Here is a 17,450-nt window from a genome sequence, read left to right on the forward strand (position 1 = left end):
AGAAGATCTAGATAAAAAGGAGTTTTAGATGGATTTAATGACCTCCCGTCAACAACGGTTAGACCAGATTTACAAGAAAGTAAGCTGGCGGCTACTGCCATTTTTATTGCTGTGTTATTTCTTTGCTTATCTGGACCGGATCAATATCGGATTTGCCAAGTTACAAATGCAGCAGGAGCTGGGCTTTAACGATGCAATTTATGGCATGGCAGCCGGCATATTCTTTTTAGGTTATGTACTGTTTGAAGTGCCAACCAACCTGTATTTTGAAAAAGTCGGCGCCAGAAAAACCATTACCCGCATCATGATTTTGTGGGGCCTGACCTCCATGTCGATGCTATTTGTCACCACCCCGCAGATGTTCTATGTCTTGCGCTTTTTACTAGGTGTATTCGAAGCCGGTTTTGCCCCAGGCATGATTTTCTATCTGACCTATTGGTATGCTGGTGCACGCATGGCACGCGTGATGGTGATTGTCATGCTGGCCGGGCCACTGGCTGGCATGTTAGATGCGCCGTTATCGACACAAATTATGAGTACTTTTCATCAGATTTATAATCTTTCTGGCTGGCAATGGTTATTTTTATTAGAAGCTGTGCCGACCGTGCTGTTGGGCTGCGTAGCATACTTTTATTTAACCGATCATCCTTCACAAGCAAAATGGCTGTCCCAAGAGGACAAAGCCTTATTGGTGAAAGAAATTTCCCAGCATCAGTCTGCAAGCGGTCATAGCAATTTTAAAGCGGTGTTGAAAGATCCCTGGATTTATTTCATGGCCTTGGCCTATTTCACCATTATCTGTGGGATCTATGCGATTGGCTTCTGGCTGCCATCTTTATTGAAATCGGGCGGTATCCAAAATTTGCAGATGATTGGCTGGCTGGTGGCGATCCCATATTTATGCGGCGCAATTTTCATGATCATTTTTGCCCGCAGCTCGGACAAATGGCAGGAACGGAAATGGCATTGTGTAGTGCCTACGGTATTGGCCGGAGTCAGCTTGATGTTGTCGGTGATCAGTGCGAATTTCCTGCTGTCCTTTATTGCGATCTGTACCGCAACGGCCTTTATGTTTAGTGCCTATACCATTTTCTGGTCGATTCCATCGAAATACTTAAGCGGTAGTGCGGCAGCAGGCGGAATTGCCCTGATTAACAGTATCGGATTACTCGGTGGTTTTGTCAGTCCAAATATTATGGGCATGGCGCAGTCAATGACCGGTTCCATGCTGGCAGGCTGGTTCACGATTGCTGTGATCATGATGCTCGGAGGCACTTTCCTAATTTATACCTTCAGACTGAAAAAGCAAGCTGCGCCTCAGCAAACAACACACACTGCTCTAATCGTCGATAAATAATCAATCATGCAGCATAGGAAGGATTCAAGATATGAAGAAAATCATCATTGCGGGCTTTCAACATGAAACCAATACCTTTGCCCCGACCAAAGCAAACTACGCGGATTTTGTCCAGGGCGGGGGATTTCCGCCGCTCAGCCGCGGCGCAGATATCCTGAAATTTCGGGAACAGAACATTCCGATTGGCGGTTTTATTCAGCAAGCAGAACAATTCTGTTATCAACTTTTACCGGTAATCTGGGCGGGCACTTCACCTTCAGCACATGTAGAGCAGGGCACTTACCAGCGGATCTGTGATGAAATTATCGCGAGCATCCAGCAGCATCCGGCAGATGCGGTATATCTAGATCTGCATGGTGCCATGGTTAGTGAACAGGTGGATGATGGTGAAGGGGAATTGTTAAGACGGGTTCGTGAAGCAGTCGGGTCGGATATTCCGGTAATTGCCAGTCTGGATTTCCATGCCAATGTCACGCAAGCGATGTTTGCTCATAGTGATGCATTGATTTGCTATCGGACCTATCCGCATGTAGATATGGCTCAAACCGGACAACGCTGTGCCCAACTGCTAGATCAAATATTCCGGGGTAAAAAGCTGCATAAGCAAATGTATAAGCTGCCGTTTTTGATTGCGCTGAATGCACAATGTACCGAGCTGGAACCTACCCAATCATGCATGAATTTACTGGAACAGCTAGAGCAAAATAATTCTGTCCAGATGAATTTCACGCCGGGTTTTCCGGCGGCAGATTTTGAGGAATGTGGTGGTTGTATCTGGGGTTATAGTGAAAACGCTGAGCAGTTAGATCAGGCCATGCAACGCTATATCGCCCATGTGCTGCAACAAGAAACGCATTGGAATATGGATTTTTTATCACCAGATCATGCCGTGCTGCAGGCACTTCAACTTTATCAACAGCATCATTCGACCAGACCCGTGGTGATTGCAGATACTCAGGATAATCCGGGAGCCGGTGGTGATTCGAATACGACCGGGGTGCTATCGGCGCTACATCGGCATCAGGTTAAAAATGCACTGATTGGGCTTATTGTTGATCCTGCGGTGGTGCAACAAGCCTATCAGCTTGAGCTTGGTCAGCATTTTTATGCGAAATTGGGCGGAACATCAGGTATTGCGGGGGATACTCTATTTAGCGCTGAATTTAAAATCAAAGCCTATAGCGATGGGAAATTCAGCTATGGCGGGCCCATGATGCATGGCGTTGAGGCGGATATCGGCCCGAGTGTATTACTGGAAATAGATGGTATTGAAATTGCAGTCAGTTCCTACAAAGCCCAGTTGCTCGATCGTAATATGTTTAGAATTTTTGGTGTTGTGCCTCAAGATAAATCGATCATCGTGGTGAAAAGCTCGGTACATTTTCGTGCAGATTTTCAGGACATGGCTGCTGCCATTTTAGTCGCGAAAGCGCCTGAAGCCATGAAAGCAGACCCGAATGACCTGCCTTGGCAAAAGATTGATCCTGATAGACGACTCGTGCCGATGGGCGAAAGTCTGGCGCAACGTGATCAGCCATTGCGTCGTACTGTTTAACATTTAACTAATATCCAATTAACACCCAAACGATTGAACAGGCTAGATCCATCACGATCAAGCCTGTTTTTTTGATCACATCTTCATTTCCTTAAACTCAATATAATTTTCTGGTACCTGATCCCGCGTCTGAATCTGCCAAAGATGGACTAGTCTGATATCAAACAGGGCTAGCTAAAAAAAGCGGACAGGAATTCAATATTCTTTTCAAACTCAACAAAATACCTATAATTCCAATTAGAAACTTGTTGTAAATTAAACCTTAGGAGAAAAACAAATACAGTTTTGACTTTCTTATTTTAAATTAGAAGAATCAACCGGAGATTCTCATTGCGCGCTGCCCGCTATAAAATTTTGCTCATTATCGTATTGCTACTGGCAGTAGGGTTTGCTCTATTTCGTTGGTGGCAGGGGCCAGTGGTGCCTAGTTATACGCTGAGTGCCATGCCGCTGGTACAAAATGTTGTTGCGACCGGACGTGTTGCGACAGTTTCACGTGCCCAGGTAGGCAGTGAAATTAGTGGTGTGGTTCTGCAACGTCTGGTGCAGGAAGGCGATCAGGTTAAACCGGGTGATCTGCTGGTGGTATTGAAATCGGATGAATTGCTGGCCCAAGTCAGACAGGCCGAGCTGGCATTGACCGAATTGGCAAGCAGCCGACGGCCACAGGCTGCAGCAGAACTGGCCAGTGCCAAAGCCCAGCTGGAGCAAGCCAGCCGAGAAGCTACACGTCGACGTAATGCAGAAGCCGGTATCCTGTCGAGGGAAGAAGTCGAACAGGCTGTGGAAGCAGAAAGAGTCGCGCGCAATAATTATGAGACAGCCCGGGTAAAAGCAACAGCATTGGCTGCGGGTCAAGTCGAAGAAGCATCGCTTCGGGAACAGCTGGCGGTGGCACAGGCTCAACTGGCCAAAACTAAGATTCGGGCTGCAGTCGCCGGTACAGTGCTGACACGCGATGTCGAACCGGGTGATCTGGTTCAGCCAGGACAGACTTTATTTACCATTGCATTAACGGGGAACACAGAAATCCGGGTACCGCTGGATGAGCGGAATTTACCGCAACTGGCCTTACAGCAAAATGCTACCGTGATTAGCGATGCCTATCCGGATCAGTCTTTCCCGGCCCGGATTAACTTTATTGCACCAAGTATCGACCCACAGCGAGGTACGGTAGAAGTCAGACTTACTGTCAATCCCGTGCCAGATTTTTTGCGTCAGGACATGACGGTATCGGTGAATGTCGAGACGGCCAAACGAGCACGGGCACTGGCGATTCCGAATGATGCTTTAAGCAGTATTAAGGGAGATAAAGCCGTGGTCTTCATGGGACGTGATGGAAAAATACAGCGTCAGCAGATTACTTTAGGCTTGCGTGGCCTGGCCATGTCAGAAGTGAAATCCGGCCTGAGCGAGGGCGATCAGGTGCTGGCAGATGGCGAATCTTCATTGGAGGATGGCACCAGAGTTCGCTTAAAATCACAACAGAGTTCATTGCAGAATTCTGCTGATATGGCCAATAGCAAAAATGAATTACCGGTGAACTTCGATTGAAAAATTTATTCGGGCGGCTCTGGATCGAATGGAAAATCGCGGTCAGTTTTTTGCGCGAGGGTCGCGCGCAATCCATCATGATCACCATCGGAGTCGCCGTGGGCGTGGCAGTGATCGTCTTTATCACCGCTTTGATTCAGGGGCTACAAGCCAATATTGTCGAACGAACCTTAGGCACACAGGCGCATATTCGCCTGTTGTCACCCGATGAAGTTAACCAGATTGTGCCGTCTCCCGCCGGGACCGTGCAATTATTGCAGGAAGATAAACGGGCACAGCGGTTGCGTTCGATCAACAATTGGCAGCAGATTACCGAAACGCTGGACCAGTTACCCGTACTGACAGCTGTCTCGCCGGTGGTGTCTGGACCGGCCTTTGTACAACGCGGTGATGCGATTGAATCCGTGGCCTTGGTCGGGATGAATCTGGAGCGTTATCAGCAGATCATTCCATTAAAAGAATATTTAATCAGTGGTCAGTTGCGGGTCGGCGCGGATGATGTGCTGATTGGCAGTCAACTGGCCAAAGACCTCGGTGTTCAGGTCGGCAGCAAGTTGCGACTGGATACTGGTCAACAAAATAGTGCTTTGGTGAATATTGCCGGTATTTTTGAACTGGGTGTGCGCGAACTGGATGCGCGTTATGTCTATCTGGATCTCAAGCAGGCACAGTCCTTACTCGGCCTGCCAGGCGGGGTAACGGTGATTGACCTAACCATTGCCAATATTTTTGAAGCAGACCAGGTTGCCGCACAAGTCGGACGCCTGACCTCATTAAAAGCCGAAAGCTGGATTGAAACCAATGCCCAACTGATGAATGCCATTACCGCACAAAGCCTGTCCACCAATATGATTATTGTCTTTGTCGCAATTTCGGTGGCTTTCGGGATTGCCAGCGTCATGTCAGTTAGTGTGGTGCAGCGCACCCGGGAAATTGGTATTTTGCGGGCGACAGGTGCAACCCAATCGCAAATCCTGCGAGTTTTTCTGTTTCAGGGCGCAATCTTTGGCTTACTTGGTTCAGTGCTGGGCAGCATAGTCAGTTATGGCCTGGTGTGGGTATTTAATAATTTTGGTCCGGGATTATTCTATATTCCGATATCGATTGAACTGGTGATTTTGGCATTATTGTTGGCGACATTAACAGGCGTACTGGCTGCAGCGGTGCCATCACGTCGGGCCGCGGCACTCGATCCAGTGGAGGCGATTCGTCATGTCTGAGCAATCTCAGGAAGTTCTGCGTCTGGAAGCGCTACGCAAGTCTTATAACATTGGACAGCCCAATGAAGTTGAGGTTTTGCATGGCATTGACCTGCGCATTGATCGCAACGACTTTGCTGCACTTATTGGCCCTTCCGGTTCTGGAAAAAGTACCTTACTGAATATTCTGGGACTGCTGGATAAACCAACGAGTGGCGAGCTGTATTTGTTGGGACAACCTACCAGTGCGATGGATGATACCGGCCGTACGGCGCTGCGCGGCAACAGCATCGGATTTGTATTTCAGTTTCACCATCTGATTCAGGCATTTAGTGCACTGGATAATATTCTCATGCCTTTAATGATGGCGCATGGCAAACCGAATCAGCAGGCAATGCAACGCGCACGTGATTTACTAGCGGCAGTGGGACTGGAAAAATTTGCCGAGCGTAAACCGAATGAATTGTCCGGAGGACAGCAGCAGCGGGTGGCCATTGCTCGGGCCTTGATTACTGAGCCGGCATTATTATTGGCCGATGAACCGACAGGTAATCTGGATACCCAGACCGCGGCTGATATGTTTGAACTGTTTCGTAAAGTGCATCGTGAACGCGACTGCGCCGTACTTTTAGTCACGCATGATCCGCGCCTGTCTGCCACTTGTGATCGTACCATCAATCTGGTCGATGGCCGGATTGAAAGTGATTCGAGCAATTCTCCTCAAGATTAAGCTGTACTGTAAGGAGCCAGGAGGGCTAATTTTTTGAAGCGATCGAAAAGATATTTCAGATTTATAGCTTTCAAAAAATGATAGCCATATATGAGATTGAAATAATCTGTAAACAATCTGTTTGTTAAAAAAGGATGTAGGCGATTGCCTACATCCTTAAATTTTGACGGTTTAATTTTAATGATTCTGTTTTTTAGCTTGATCTAACCATTGAGCACCGGTAAATCATATCTAATCAAAGCGTCAGGATGAAGCCGAACTTTAATGGCACTACCGCAAGTTTCCGCTTCATCCTGTGGGTAGCCTGCTCTCAAAGATTTGATCCGGTTTTATTATTCCAGATTACTTCTCAGCATCCAGGCAGTTTTTTCGTGTACTTCCAGTCTTTGCGTGAGAATGTCAGCAGTCGGCTGATCATTGGCTTCTTCAATGATCGAAAAAATACTTCTGGCGGTACGTGCCACAGTTTCATGTGCATCTACCAGTAAACGTATCATTTCTTCAGCTTTAGGTACACCTTCGACTTCTTTAATGGAGGTGAGTTTTACAAACTGTTTATAAGTGCCGGGTGCTGCAAAACCTAGAGCACGAATACGTTCAGCAATGATGTCCAACGCATTCCATTGCTCGGTATATTGAGTCATAAACATGTTGTGCAGGCTGTTGAACTGGGGGCCGGTGACATTCCAGTGGAAATTATGGGTCATCAAATACAGGGTATAACTGTCTGCTAAAAGTCTGGATAAACCATCGACAATTTTGGCGCGATCATCATGCGAAATCCCGATATCAATTTTCATTGCTTTAGATTCTTTTTTAGAAGAGGCCATGCTCTTACTCCTTCAAAATTAACGCGATACTGTGTATTAAAATAAAGTCGGATGTATCTGAAGCCCGAGCCAAGAGATGAAATGATCTCTATGACTTTGTATTTGATCTAACAGGCTAAGAGATTTAAGTGGTTATAAGTTATAGATATTAGTTCAATATAAAGGCAGGAAGTTTAGTCATTATGTATAAGCAGGACGCGAGATTGTAACTATTTAAATCTGTCAAATTTTGACTATACTTCAGCGGTAGCACGTTAATTTCTCATAGCAAATTGAACTTCTAAAAAGTCCTAATCATTTCAGGATTGAAACATCGTTTTGGGTTATGACGCTTATTTGTGAGCAAGATCACATATCACCATACTGAATCTTTATTTCGAAATATCTCTGTGAAATTTTAATATTTTATTTTAAATAAATAACTTAGATAAAAATTTAAATCATAAATAAACCCGAAATTTATAAAAAATAACACAATGCTGCCTTAATTAAACAAGGCACTACAAACAATAATAAATCTCTTTCTCAAATGCAGTTATGTTAGGACACAGGCGAAACCAATAACAATATTCCCAGAAGAGCAAAAATGCTTCGAGTCAGCATATTCAGAAGAAATGTGAGGCTGATACAGGATCGGCTGTAGCAGATTGACTTGCGGGATGATTTTGATTCGGTAAGCCATGCAATATATAAGCTCAAGCGACTTTGAGATAGACCAAAAATATCTGAACTAAACTCAAGCTCAGCAAGGAATACATCATGAAAATTAAGGCCAATAGCCCTGCGACTGGTAAAGACGGTTTAGACAAACAAAATACCAATAAAAAAAGTGAACAGCTCGACGCATATCGCAGTGATGCGACCGAACAGGCACTCACTACCAATCAAGGGGTTAAAATTTCCGATAACCAGAACAGTCTCAAGGCAGGCGTTCGCGGTGCAACCTTGATCGAAGATTTTATTCTCCGGGAAAAAATTACCCATTTTGACCATGAGCGAATTCCAGAACGTATTGTGCATGCCCGTGGTGTCGGCGCACATGGCTATTTTGAGGCTTATCCGGGTAATGAAAAACTGACCAAGGCAGGCTTCCTGACCAATACCAATGTGCAAACGCCAGTATTTGTGCGTTTTTCTACCGTACAGGGCCCGCGTGGTTCAGCAGATACGGTACGTGATATTCGTGGTTTTGCGACCAAGTTTTATACGGATGAAGGTAACTTCGATCTGGTAGCGAATGATGCGCCGGTATTCTTTATTCAGGATGGGATCAAGTTCCCGGATTTTGTACATGCAGTCAAGCCTGAACCACAGACCGAGATTCCTACCGGTGCATCTGCACATGATACTTTTTGGGATTTTGTTTCCTTAGTGCCTGAATCTGCACATGCGGTGATGTGGGCCATGTCGGATCGGGGTATTCCGCGTAATTTAAGAGCCATTCAAGGCTTTGGTGTACATACTTTCCGTTTTATCAATGCCGAGAATAAAGCGGTTTTTGTTAAATTCCACTGGACGCCAAAACAGGGTCTCGCCCAACTGGTCTGGGATGAAGCACAAAAACTGGCGGGTAAAGATCCGGATTTCCATCGTCGTGACTTATATGAAGCGATTGCCTCCGGTAACTATCCGGAATGGGAGTTGGGTGTACAGGTCATTCCAGAAGAAGATGAGATGAAGTACGACTTCGACTTGCTGGACCCAACCAAAATTATTCCGGAAGAACTGGTGCCGGTGACGCCGATTGGCAGAATGGTGCTGAACCGTAATGTTGATTATTTCTTCGGTGAAACCGAGCAGGTGGCATTCTGTCCGGGACATATTGTGCCAGGACTAGATTTTACCAATGATCCATTATTACAAGCACGTCTGTTCTCCTATACCGATACTCAGCTTAGCCGTTTAGGTGGTCCAAACTTCCACCAGATCCCAATTAACAAGCCGGTTTGTCCATTCCACAATAACCAGCGTGACGGTTTACATCAGCGTATTGTACATACCGGTCAAGCCAGTTATGAGCCTAATTCGATTGACAATAACTGGCCGGCTGAAACTCCGCCCGCAGCACAAGGCGGTGGTTTTGAAAGTTATCAGGAACGTATTGATGGACACAAGATCCGTCAGCGTAGCGAATCTTTCAGTGATCACTTTAGTCAGCCCCGTCTTTTCTACCGCAGCCAGACGCCGCATGAACAGAAGCATATTGTCGATGCCTATGTCTTCGAGCTGAGCAAGGTGGAGCGCAAATATATTCGTGAACGTGAAGTACTTGAAGTGCTCTGCAATATCGATCTGGACTTGGCACAGCAGGTTGCTGACCAATTGGGTATTGAAATTCCGGCAGAGAAAAAGGCGGCAAAATTGCCAGAGGTGCAGGTTTCACCACGTTTATCTTTTGAGGCATTTAAACCTGAAGATATTAAGGCACGCAAAATTGCGCTATTGGTGCACGACAAGGCCAATGAGGCCAGTATCAAAGCTGTTCAAGCTTGGGCAGAATCAGAAGGGGCTGTGGTCGATGTACTGACCCCAAAACCGGGCCCGGTACTGGGTCAGCAAGGCGAGGTGATTCCTTCCGATGGTATGCAAAAAGCAGAACCATCCATTGCCTATGATGCTGTGGTGATTGCTGACGGTGACAATTACGATGTGGTGATGAAAGATGGTGTGGCGACTCATTATCTGCTGGAAGCTTACAAGCATTTAAAACCAATCGTGTTCCTGGGCGATAAAGGCAAGCTGATTGAGGATCTGCGCTTGGTTAGCGATGAAGGAACTCTGGCAAACGGACAGTTTGAAGCAGTACAAGATAGCTTCAAGACTTTGATCCTGAACCATCGTGTCTGGGCGCGTGAAGCGATTGCGGAAGCAATTCCTGCCTAAACGATCCAATTTATGTTTTAGAGGATAGAGGCTCCGGCTTCTATCCTCATGGTTTTAAAATGGATGAAGAGATGGTGAGACCGGACGTCAAAAAGTTGTTAGCGCAAGCACAGCAAGCCAAATGGAGCAGAGAGCAGGATATTTATCTGATTGAACATAATCATTTGCCTTTAGCTGAACTGATGCAGCAACTTTGTTTCAATGAAGAAGAGATTAATGCACGCCGTAAGGTATTAGGGCTGACCACACGTTTAAAACAAATGCGCAAGCTTTCTCATTAACTGACTTTACAAACACAACAACATTATCCGTATTTTATGAGGAACCGCATGCATGAACCTCGGTTCAATATTACAAAGATTTGAAACTTCTCCTCTGGAGCTACAAGAAAAAATTCACCACACTTTAATGGAGCTGGTAGAGATTTCCGCTCAGGTGCCTTATCCCGCTTCCGGAGCGACCTTAAAACGCTGGCAGATGCTTAGTCAGGTTTCGGCAAGCAATTTGAGCCTGGGCAAACTGTATGAATCGCATTTAGATGCTTTAGCTATTCTGCATGAACTGAATATTCCGGTAGAACAAAAAGGCTTATGGGCAGTATGGGCGGCAGAAGGCGGTCCCAAACCTTTAACATTGCAAGCAGGAAAGCTAAGCGGAATTAAGCCCTGGTGTTCTGCATCGGTCTGGGTGCAACACGGTCTGCTGACTTACCGTGATGAGCAGCAACAATCCCAATTACTGATTCTAGATTTGTCACAAGAAGGCATTCAGCATCATCAGGATGCCTGGCAGGCAGTGGGCATGCAGCATACCTTGACTGCCCGGCTTGAACTGGATCAGGTTAAGGCGGAAAAAGTCGCAGCTCCAAATGCCTATCTGGATCGGCCCGGATTCTGGCATGGCGCCGCAGGTGTGGCCGCGTGCTGGTATGGCGCAACCGTGCGTTTGGCTGAATATTTAAGACAGGCAGTATTGTTAAAACCGCATGCCTATAAGGCCATGTATCTCGGTGAAATTAGTCGGGAGCTTTTAGCGACACAGTCCTTATTTTATCAAGTTGCTGCATTGATTGATCAGCAACCGCAACACGCACATGAGTTAAAGATTCGTAGCCTACGTGCTCAGGTGGAAGCGACTGCCTTAAATGTACTAACTCATGTAGGTAAGGCACTTGGTGCTGGGCCGTATTGTGAGCATCCGCATTTCGCTCGGCTTGCAGCAGATCTTCCGGTATTTATTCGTCAAAGTCATGCTGCATTTGACTTGGAGCGGATTGGCGAGCTGACTGCACAGGAGGAACAATTATGGACGTTATAAGACATGAGATTGTAGGGGATCGTGTCATCCATGGTGAAGGCACAAGACTTGAAGAATGGCGTTCCTGTCAGATCCTGCAACAGATGCCGGAATTTGATATTCCTAAGATTATTCCTCTAGATGCCAGAGTCTGCATCATTGCCCCTCATCCTGATGATGAAATTTTGGGCTGTGGAGGCCTGATTCAGCGTCTGGACAAACTTGGCTATCAGATCATACTTTTTGCCGTTACCAATGGGACAGCCAGTCATCCCGGCTCTAGTCTATATACTCCCGAAGAGTTGAACCAGATTCGTCCTGCTGAAACGCGAGCAGCTTTAGAAGCGTTACCTTTAAAACAGAATATCTTGCGGATCGCTTTAGATATTCAAGATGGCAAGGTGGCCGAACAGCGGGATGTGTTGCAACAGCATCTGCAATCTTATCTGCAACCGAATGATGTGTTAATTAGCACATTTGTTCATGATGGACATCCAGATCATGAAATTACGGGGCAGGTCACACAGCAGCTGGCCACTGAACTTCATTTGCCCTGTATTCAGGTCTTGATTTGGGCATGGCATTGGGCAACACCTGGAGATACCAGAATTCCCTGGACCGTCGCTCATCAACTCAAATTAACTGAGGAAGAATTACAATATAAGTCTCGAGCTGCGCGGTGTTTTAAGAGCCAGATCGAACTTGATCCGACGATAGATCAATCACCGATTCTGCCAGAGCAGGCATTACAACGTATTTTACAGCCCTGGGAGGTGTATCTGTATGAACAGTAAAGCAGCCTATGATCAGGAATATTTCGATGCCTTGTATGCCCTGAATCAGGGAGATCCCTGGCAATATGAACAGCGTTGGTATGAACAGCGCAAACGGCAGATTTGTCTGGCGGTCTTGCCACGCTTGCAGTTTGACTCCGCGATTGAAATTGGTTGCAGTAACGGCATATTCAGTCAGGAACTAGCGCAGCGGACAGATAGCTTAATGTGTCTGGATGCCAATGATACTGCGATCCAGTTGGCACAGCAGCGTTTACAAGTGTATCCGCATGTGCAGGTGCTACAGCGGATCGTGCCAGATGAGTTGCCTAAACAGAAATTTCAGCTCATTGTCGTCAGCGAGATTTTATATTATCTAAATCCGATTGCTCTGCAACAGGTGCTGACATGGTTGCATACTGCACTCGAACCGGGTGGATGTATCTTGAGTTGTCATTGGCGCGCGTCGATCTCGGGATTTAGCCTAAATGGTGAAGATGTCCATCAGTATCTCAAAGCGCATTTGAACTATGCACATCGTTTAAGTTTGCAGGACTCCGATTTTTTGGTAGATCTGTGGCTGAATTCAGCACAATCCGTAGCAGAGCAGGAGGGCTTAAGATGAAAAAAATCGGTGTGGTGATTCCGGCCTGTAATGAAGAAGCCTATATTGAACGCTGCCTGTTGGCCTTAAAATCAGCACAAACTTATTTTTTTCAATATTTTAAAACAATAGAAAATTTTCCCGAGATTCATATTCTCGTGGTCTTGGACCATTGTACCGATAGCACTGCACTTAAAGTTCAGCAAATGAACATTCCAGCTATCAGTTGCGACTTCCGAAATGTCGGTAAGGCACGCCATGTAGGCATTCAGCAAATGATCGAGCAAGGCTGTGACTGGATTTGCTGTACCGATGCCGATTCATTCGTACAGTACGATTGGTTTCAGGTGATGTTACAGCATCAACCCACCGATGCGATTTGTGGTGTAGTCGAGCTGGATCAATGGGATCATTTAAGCCGGAAAACCCGTCAGGCTTATCTCCGACATTATCAGGACAGCATGGGACATCGGCATATTCATGGCGCAAACCTGTGTTTTAAAGCTTCGGCTTATATACAGGTCAATGGGTTTCAGCAACTGGACTGTCATGAGGATGTTGATTTCATCCGTCGTTTAGAAAAAGCCGGCGCGCAGATTGTCTGGTCGAATCAACTGAGAGTTACCACCAGCAGTCGTCTTAACTCAAAAATTGCCGCAGGTTTTGCCCATTTTCTGCAAAAACTTGAGCTTAAGCAGGCCGCGAAAAAACCGATCAGTCTATGCAAATAAAAGCATAAAACTATAAATTTTATACAATCAGATACTTGTAAAAAATCTTAAAATTTGGTTCTAAAAACTATTCCATTTAAATTTATTCTGTTTATAATTCACGCAAATTCAGCCCCGCATACTTATATATTTCAACTATAAGTCTGTGGGGTTTTTCTATGGATGAACGGTAATGGATGCCTGAGCCTTCTTTTGTGGTAATACAATGTTCAATCAAACACTGCTTTCTCGAATTCAGTCTCCATCACCATATCTATGGCAGAAAATAGCGACTGCGTTGTGCTTCTTTAGCTTGGGCTTTAGTACTGCGGCTTGGGCACCCTTAATTCCATATGCACAGCAGCGCCTGTTATTAAATCATGCTGATTTTGGCCTGTTATTGCTGTGTGCCGGAATCGGTTCAATGCTGGCGATGCCGCTGGCCGGTCGACTGGCCAATGCCTTGGGTTGCCGTGCTGTTTTGGCCGTAATTCTCAGTGCATTTTTATTTATTTTGCCTGCTCTGGCTTATAGTCCGAATCATTTAATGATGGCAATCAGCCTGTTTTTCTTTGGTGCCAGTGCCGGTGCTTTGGGCGTGACTGTCAATATCCAGGCTGCACAGATTGAGAAAAAACTCGGTAAAAGTTTAATGTCGGGTTTTCATGGAGTGTGTAGTTTAGGTGGTCTGGCAGGCGTACTGGGCATGACCATGTTAATGGGACTTGGCTTGGCGCCTTTAACCGGTGCGGTGATTGTCAGTGTAATTTTGCTGCTTATTGCCTTATTCGCTGTTCCTTTAAGTTTGGGTGCTGAGCCAAAAACAGCGGTAGAAGAAACATCACCAGAACAACCGGTAAAAAAAGCAGCACCGACCTGGGCAATTTTAGGTATTGGTCTGATCTGTTTTGTGGCTTTTCTTTCGGAAGGTGCCGCCATGGACTGGAGTGGTATTTATCTTGCTACTGAGTTCAGCCTGCCTGCGGCGCAAACCGGTTTAGCTTATAGTTTCTTTGCTGGTTTGATGGTACTGGGACGTTTTAGTGGACACCTGATTATTCAGCAGTTTGGTGAAAAAAATACGATTCTGTTAAGCGCACTATTGGCTGCAACCGGTTTATTAACCGTAGTCTTTGCGCCAGTCTGGCAAGTGGTGTTGGTCGGCTATGCGATTTTAGGTTTAGGTAGTGCCAACATTGTACCGCTGATGTTTTCCCGTGCAGGACGTCAGAAAACTTTGGCTTCACATGTGGCATTGTCTTATGTATCGGTATTTGCTTATACAGGTTCGTTGATTGGGCCAGCATTGGTCGGCTTTGGTAGTGAAATCATCGGATTGAGTCTGGTATTTAGCGTCATTGCGATTGGTCTATTGAGTATTGTGATTTTGAATCATCTCACTGCAGACCCAAGCGAAGTACAACAAAGCGAAGAGATTGTGGCTCCTCTTCAAAATGAAACACCAGCTTAATGCTGGTGTTTTTTTACTTAAAAATTTAGGCATGTACACTGAACTGGTTTGAAGCTCCTGCAGCCACCGGACGATAGATCCGCAGGCTTTGTGAGTTTTTCAGGTCAGTGATAAACTGATCACGCCAGCGAATAATATCGAAATTTTTCAAGCCTTGGCTTAAATAACGATAGCGCTCTAAACGTTCTGATTTAGACATGCGCAGCGCCTTCTTCAAAGCTTTAGCCATACTGTCATGCTCATAAGGATCGACCAGTAAGGCTTCTTTCATTTGTTCAGCAGCACCGGCATATTTAGATAGAATCAAGACACCCGGATCTAAAGGATCCTGTGCAGCAATATATTCCTTGGCGACCAGATTCATACCATCCCGGATCGAATTTACCCAGCAAATATCTGCCTTACGATACAGTTGCATCAATGCCTCATGGCCCAAAGTATCATAGCTGCAATCGAAAGGTAACCAGTCCGCTGTGCCATGCTGGCTATTAAGTTCATGCACGGCAGATTTAAATTGCATATACAGGTTCTTATAGGTCTTTACATCCAGTCGGCATGGACAGGCAATTTGTAATTGCTGGAATTGATTTTTAAACTCTGGCTGATCTTCCAGTAAGCTCTGCAAAGATCCGATTTTTTCCAATAAGCCTTTACTATAATCAATCCGGTCAACTGAAATGATGGTTTTATAAGGCTGCACTGTATTCAGATCAAACGGAAGCTTTTCTGGATGACTATCTGAGGCCTGATTTTGTAGTTGCACAGGATGCACACCAATCGGATAGCATTTCACATGAATCTTTCGAGATTGATAATTCAGGATTTCATTGTGACGATGCTGCACTTTTAAGGTCTGTTCAAGGAAATTTAAACAGTTTTCCTGATCGCGAGAGGTCTGCAAACCCAGTACATCGTAGTTGGCCAAATGATGTGCCAGATCGCGATGAGCGGCTAAAGTCTGCCAGAGCCTTAGTTCAGGAAAGGGAATATGCAGGAAAAAGCCAATACGGTTACGCATGCCCAGTTTACGGCAATAATGCGCCACGCTTAAAAAATGATAATCATGGATCCAGATAATATCATGTGGAGATGCTACCTGTTTCAGGTGCTTGGCAAAGCGTAAATTGACATCCTGATAGATCTTAAAATCCTGCGGCTGATAATCTACAAGTTGATGCTGGTCGTGCATCAGCGGCCACAATGCATTGTTGGCAAAACCACAATAAAAGCCTTGATATTGGGATTCAGTCAATGGACTCGTGTGATATTCAACATTTTGATGCTTCAGGATTTGAAACTTCTGCTCTTTCGTCTGGTCAACTCGGGATCCATTCCAGCCAACCCAGATACCGCCTATATCCTGCAAAGCATCCTGCAATGCCACCGCTAATCCACCTGCCTGTGTATTGTCTGACTTAGGTAGATTTACACGATTTGATAACACTATGAGTTTCGACATGTAATTTCTCCAATAATAATTGTTGTTGTGCTTTCAGTATTTCTAAAAATTCCGCTAGAAAAGCCTGTACTTGAGTCACGTTTTCGAGGCGATGTTGTGCCACGGTGTTGCCTGTACCGACTTTGATAGAGCAGCCTTTGAATGTGTTGATGACTTGAAAACCGGCTTCGTCGGTCAGGTCATCTCCGATAAAAATGGGGTAATGATCACTTAAGTGATATTGCTGCATAATTTGTTGGATGGCTGAACCTTTATTTGCCCCTTTGGGCACCAGTTCAAATACAAACTTTCCAGCCTTAAGTTCAAAATCCTGAAAATGAGTGAGACAATTCAAGGCAAATGCATGCACTTGATGCTCTAAATGGGGATGTTCACGAAAATGCAGGGCGACTGAATAGTCTTTAATTTCTATTCGAATCTGAGGAATATTATTACTATGTTCTGTAATATAATTTTTTAATAATTCAAACTGTTCAGGATTTAAATCAATTAACTTGCTTAAACGCGATTGATAGCTTAATTCAAAACCGTGAGAACCGGCAATATTCCAGTCAAATGGATAAATAATTTTTTGGGCTTGTGCAATTGAGCGACCGGTCACTAATATTAGCTGAATATATTGTTGTAACTCTTTTAAGGTATTTAAGGTTCCGCTCTTAATTATACTTTTTGCTGGATCTGGGTGGAATTCAGAAATGGTTCCATCAATATCAAGAAATAAAACAAGTTTGTGAGAATAAATAATAGGTTTGAGCTGATTTAAAATCACTTGAGGTAATATATAAGAAGATGTAGCAAGTGAATCTTCTAGGTCTTGATCTTCTTTTAGAGTCGACATAAATACTACCTAAGCCTCTGAAGTTAAATTGATTTAAAAGTTAGAATTACCTGAATGGTCATTGCTTTGATTAAATTTATAACATATTTCATTTAACAGACTGGCTTTAAGTGCAGAAACGAAACACTTTTAACAAGTACAGTTACTTTGTAAGATTTAGAAATATTTTGGTAGAAATCCAGTATTGTTAA

Annotated in this window: 15 protein-coding genes; 12 read left to right on the forward strand and 3 right to left on the reverse strand. The window is 45.0% G+C overall.

The genetic code is table 11. The features are described from left to right. Positions 1 to 28: 28 nt before the first annotated feature. The 5 genes from G4D73_RS13400 to G4D73_RS13420 all read left to right on the forward strand — a co-directional run bounded on the left by G4D73_RS13400 (position 29) and on the right by G4D73_RS13420 (position 6,395). The gene (locus G4D73_RS13400; RefSeq protein WP_213686967.1) at positions 29 to 1,357 is read left to right on the forward strand and encodes an MFS transporter; all 1,329 of its coding nucleotides are present in this window, start codon (positions 29 to 31) and stop codon (positions 1,355 to 1,357) included. 31 nt (positions 1,358 to 1,388) lie between these two features. Beyond that, positions 1,389 to 2,912: a M81 family metallopeptidase gene (locus tag G4D73_RS13405; protein ID WP_213686968.1), complete on the forward strand. Its 1,524-nt coding sequence runs from the start codon at positions 1,389 to 1,391 to the stop codon at positions 2,910 to 2,912. Positions 2,913 to 3,242: 330 nt separating this feature from the next. Beyond that, positions 3,243 to 4,466, forward strand: coding sequence for an efflux RND transporter periplasmic adaptor subunit (locus G4D73_RS13410; RefSeq protein ID WP_213686969.1), 1,224 nt, complete (start codon positions 3,243 to 3,245; stop codon positions 4,464 to 4,466). Next, entirely contained in the window at positions 4,463 to 5,686 is a 1,224-nt protein-coding gene (locus tag G4D73_RS13415) for an ABC transporter permease (RefSeq protein ID WP_086044055.1), read from the forward strand. Before G4D73_RS13410 ends, G4D73_RS13415 begins: the two co-directional genes overlap by 4 nt. Further along, positions 5,679 to 6,395 carry an ABC transporter ATP-binding protein gene (locus tag G4D73_RS13420; protein ID WP_004646198.1) on the forward strand — a complete coding sequence of 239 codons (717 nt, stop codon included), beginning with the start codon at positions 5,679 to 5,681 and terminating at the stop codon, positions 6,393 to 6,395. Before G4D73_RS13415 ends, G4D73_RS13420 begins: the two co-directional genes overlap by 8 nt. A 332-nt stretch (positions 6,396 to 6,727) precedes the next feature. Here the strand turns inward: G4D73_RS13420 and G4D73_RS13425 are convergent, their stop codons facing one another. Then, positions 6,728 to 7,225, reverse strand: a complete 498-nt coding sequence (locus G4D73_RS13425) for a Dps family protein (protein WP_180037591.1) — start codon at positions 7,223 to 7,225, stop codon at positions 6,728 to 6,730. A 759-nt stretch (positions 7,226 to 7,984) separates the two neighbouring features. Between G4D73_RS13425 and katE the strand changes: the two genes are divergently transcribed. The 7 genes from katE (at position 7,985) to G4D73_RS13460 (ending at position 14,962) form a co-directional block, all read left to right on the forward strand. Further along, positions 7,985 to 10,108, forward strand: a complete 2,124-nt coding sequence (gene katE / locus G4D73_RS13430; protein ID WP_213686970.1) for a catalase HPII — start codon at positions 7,985 to 7,987, stop codon at positions 10,106 to 10,108. A gap of 71 nt (positions 10,109 to 10,179) precedes the next feature. Then, positions 10,180 to 10,389, forward strand: a complete 210-nt coding sequence (locus G4D73_RS13435) for a hypothetical protein (RefSeq protein WP_004730408.1) — start codon at positions 10,180 to 10,182, stop codon at positions 10,387 to 10,389. A 52-nt stretch (positions 10,390 to 10,441) separates the two neighbouring features. Continuing rightward, positions 10,442 to 11,425, forward strand: a complete 984-nt coding sequence (locus G4D73_RS13440; RefSeq protein WP_004279337.1) for a hypothetical protein — start codon at positions 10,442 to 10,444, stop codon at positions 11,423 to 11,425. Beyond that, on the forward strand, positions 11,413 to 12,198 hold the full coding sequence (locus tag G4D73_RS13445; RefSeq protein ID WP_213686971.1) for a PIG-L deacetylase family protein: 786 nt from the start codon (positions 11,413 to 11,415) through the stop codon (positions 12,196 to 12,198). The genes G4D73_RS13440 and G4D73_RS13445 overlap by 13 nt, the downstream gene beginning before the upstream one ends. Further along, positions 12,188 to 12,802, forward strand: coding sequence for a class I SAM-dependent DNA methyltransferase (locus G4D73_RS13450; protein ID WP_004279340.1), 615 nt, complete (start codon positions 12,188 to 12,190; stop codon positions 12,800 to 12,802). Before G4D73_RS13445 ends, G4D73_RS13450 begins: the two co-directional genes overlap by 11 nt. Beyond that, positions 12,799 to 13,512, forward strand: coding sequence for a glycosyltransferase (locus tag G4D73_RS13455; protein WP_039902017.1), 714 nt, complete (start codon positions 12,799 to 12,801; stop codon positions 13,510 to 13,512). The genes G4D73_RS13450 and G4D73_RS13455 overlap by 4 nt, the downstream gene beginning before the upstream one ends. 205 nt (positions 13,513 to 13,717) lie before the next feature. Beyond that, the gene (locus tag G4D73_RS13460; RefSeq protein ID WP_004279342.1) at positions 13,718 to 14,962 is read left to right on the forward strand and encodes an MFS transporter; all 1,245 of its coding nucleotides are present in this window, start codon (positions 13,718 to 13,720) and stop codon (positions 14,960 to 14,962) included. 25 nt (positions 14,963 to 14,987) lie between these two features. Here the strand turns inward: G4D73_RS13460 and G4D73_RS13465 are convergent, their stop codons facing one another. Both G4D73_RS13465 and otsB read right to left on the reverse strand, forming a co-directional pair. After that, positions 14,988 to 16,421 (reverse strand): trehalose-6-phosphate synthase, encoded by a 1,434-nt coding sequence (locus G4D73_RS13465; RefSeq protein ID WP_004279343.1) that lies wholly within the window; start codon positions 16,419 to 16,421, stop codon positions 14,988 to 14,990. Continuing rightward, positions 16,378 to 17,259 (reverse strand): trehalose-phosphatase, encoded by an 882-nt coding sequence (otsB, locus tag G4D73_RS13470; protein ID WP_213686972.1) that lies wholly within the window; start codon positions 17,257 to 17,259, stop codon positions 16,378 to 16,380. Before otsB ends, G4D73_RS13465 begins: the two co-directional genes overlap by 44 nt. Between the last annotated feature and the right edge of the window lie 191 nt (positions 17,260 to 17,450).

This window comes from Acinetobacter sp. WY4, assembly GCF_018438165.1.
In the GTDB taxonomy this organism is placed as follows: domain Bacteria; phylum Pseudomonadota; class Gammaproteobacteria; order Pseudomonadales; family Moraxellaceae; genus Acinetobacter.

Bases quoted from the DNA above. Each gene is read 5' to 3' on its own strand.
- G4D73_RS13400 (WP_213686967.1), top strand. From the start codon at position 29: ATGGATTTAATGACCTCCCGTCAACAACGGTTAGACCAGATTTACAAG.
- G4D73_RS13405 (WP_213686968.1), top strand. From the start codon at position 1,389: ATGAAGAAAATCATCATTGCGGGCTTTCAACATGAAACCAATACCTTT.
- G4D73_RS13420 (WP_004646198.1), top strand. From the start codon at position 5,679: ATGTCTGAGCAATCTCAGGAAGTTCTGCGTCTGGAAGCGCTACGCAAG.
- G4D73_RS13425 (WP_180037591.1), bottom strand. From the start codon at position 7,225: ATGGCCTCTTCTAAAAAAGAATCTAAAGCAATGAAAATTGATATCGGG.
- katE (WP_213686970.1), top strand. From the start codon at position 7,985: ATGAAAATTAAGGCCAATAGCCCTGCGACTGGTAAAGACGGTTTAGAC.
- G4D73_RS13435 (WP_004730408.1), top strand. From the start codon at position 10,180: ATGGTGAGACCGGACGTCAAAAAGTTGTTAGCGCAAGCACAGCAAGCC.
- G4D73_RS13440 (WP_004279337.1), top strand. From the start codon at position 10,442: ATGAACCTCGGTTCAATATTACAAAGATTTGAAACTTCTCCTCTGGAG.
- G4D73_RS13445 (WP_213686971.1), top strand. From the start codon at position 11,413: ATGGACGTTATAAGACATGAGATTGTAGGGGATCGTGTCATCCATGGT.
- G4D73_RS13450 (WP_004279340.1), top strand. From the start codon at position 12,188: ATGAACAGTAAAGCAGCCTATGATCAGGAATATTTCGATGCCTTGTAT.
- G4D73_RS13455 (WP_039902017.1), top strand. From the start codon at position 12,799: ATGAAAAAAATCGGTGTGGTGATTCCGGCCTGTAATGAAGAAGCCTAT.
- G4D73_RS13460 (WP_004279342.1), top strand. From the start codon at position 13,718: ATGTTCAATCAAACACTGCTTTCTCGAATTCAGTCTCCATCACCATAT.
- G4D73_RS13465 (WP_004279343.1), bottom strand. From the start codon at position 16,421: ATGTCGAAACTCATAGTGTTATCAAATCGTGTAAATCTACCTAAGTCA.
- otsB (WP_213686972.1), bottom strand. From the start codon at position 17,259: ATGTCGACTCTAAAAGAAGATCAAGACCTAGAAGATTCACTTGCTACA.